This window comes from Streptomyces sp. NPDC050388, from assembly GCF_040655635.1.
GTDB lineage: Bacteria > Actinomycetota > Actinomycetes > Streptomycetales > Streptomycetaceae > Streptomyces.
The window spans coordinates 15858-17483 of the sequence record NZ_JBFAKH010000115.1 but is presented as its reverse complement, the minus strand read 5'-3'; the positions used below and the strand labels follow the sequence as shown (position 1 = coordinate 17483).

Annotated in this window: 2 protein-coding genes; both read right to left on the bottom strand. The window is 73.1% G+C overall.

Annotated features, from left to right (window positions below):
• Positions 1-1074, bottom strand: a 1074-nt coding sequence (locus AB0I73_RS36550; RefSeq protein ID WP_363044734.1) for an SDR family NAD(P)-dependent oxidoreductase, incomplete at its 3' end; no start/stop codon positions are given.
• 112 nt (positions 1075-1186) lie between these two features.
• A partial coding sequence (locus AB0I73_RS36545; protein WP_363044733.1) for a DUF2889 domain-containing protein occupies positions 1187-1626 on the bottom strand: 440 nt, incomplete at its 5' end.

Genomic DNA, 1626 nt, shown 5'->3' with positions numbered 1-1626 from the left:
GTGGGCGAGGCCCTTGCCCTGCGGTCCGGTGCCGCCGAGCACGCCGACGACGAGCCCGGAGACGTCGGGCAGGTCCCAGGGGTCCTTGGCGGGGGGCTTTGCGTCTGGGGTGCTCACGTTGTGTTCCTCCTTGTGAGGGGCAGGGGCGGACAGCACGGTCGTCCGGGCTGTCCCGGGGAATCCTGGGGAGGGACGGGCCGGGGCGGTGTGCCGGGTCGCGGGCATCGCCCCGCCCACGCTCATGTGGTGGTCCGGTACGACGCTTTCCTTGCGTGTGCCTGGATCTCCGGGGGCCAGGTCCTGCCCAGCGACAGGCCGCCGTCGACGACGATTTCCTGTCCGGTGAGGAAACTCGACGCGTCGGAGGCGAGGGAAGGCCGCCACGGCGGCCAGGTCCTGCGGCTCGCCGCTGCGGGGAACCGGCTGGAAGTCGCGCAGGCTCTCCCGTACCCGTTCGACGCTGTCGTCCGGGGCCGATCCCGTGAGGTCGGCGCCGTGGCCGACGATGCGGGTGGCCACGCCGCCGGGCGTCATCGCGTTCACCCGGATTCCGTGGGGGGCGAGTTCCACCGCGCTGCTGCGGGTCAGCTGGACAACGGCGGCCTTGGCCGCGCCGTAGGGGTGAGGGCCGTAACCGGCTCTCAGGCCGGCGACGCCGCCGGTGTTCACGATGCTGCCTCCGCCGTGGTCGCACATGATCCGGGACGCGTGCTTGATGCCGAGGAAGACGCTGCGGCACAGCAGCCGGAAGGCTTCGTCCCACTCTTCGGCCGAGATGTCCTCGGCGAAGCGCCAGGACCCCACCCGGCCGGCGTTGTCGACCAAGCAGTCCAGGCGTCCCCGAGTGGCCGCCGTGTCCGTCACCGCCGCGGCGATGTCCTCCTCGCGGGTGACGTCGACGCGGCGGAACACCGCCGCGTCACCGAGCTCCTCGGCCAGGCTGCGGCCCCGTTCCTCATCGACATCGGCCACCACCACGAAGGCCCCCGCGTCGACGAAGTGGCGGCAGACGCCCGCCCCGATTCCGCTGGCGCCTCCAGTGACCAGGGCGACCTTTCCCGGCAGTGAGTGCACGATGGGACCTCTCTCCTCGCCTTGCGTGATCTGCCCGGGTGTCGGGTTCCTCCGAAAGCGAGGCTCCTGGCGGGCCGTTCCTCCCGGGTGTTCGCCTGCCGTCCCGGCGTCTTCACTCCTGCGCGCGCCGGTGCAGCGCGGCCACCAGGGCGGGCACCTCGGCCAACGCGCGCAGGGCGTCATTGAGGTGCGTGCACCCGGCGGTGCCGCGCAGCACCCTGGGCACGGTGGTGCGCAGGTCCGCCAGGGGTGTCCCGAGCAGACGGTCCAGGTTGAGCACGGCCAGGGGGCACTCGTCGTAGGGCAGGATGCGCGGCTCGGCCCGCAGGGTGAGGAGGGCACCGGTGCGTGCGTGGGCCGTGGCGTGCAGCCGGTATTCGTGCACGGCCCTCCTGCCGCCCTCGGGCACCGTCGCGCTGTCCTGGAACATCGCGTCCACGCCGATGACCTCGCCCGGTGTGACGTCGATGCGCCGGGCCCGGCGGAAATAACGTTGCGTGGGGCCGGCGCGGTTGGGGGCACCCCCCCGGGGGGGGGGGGGGCGGCCGCGTA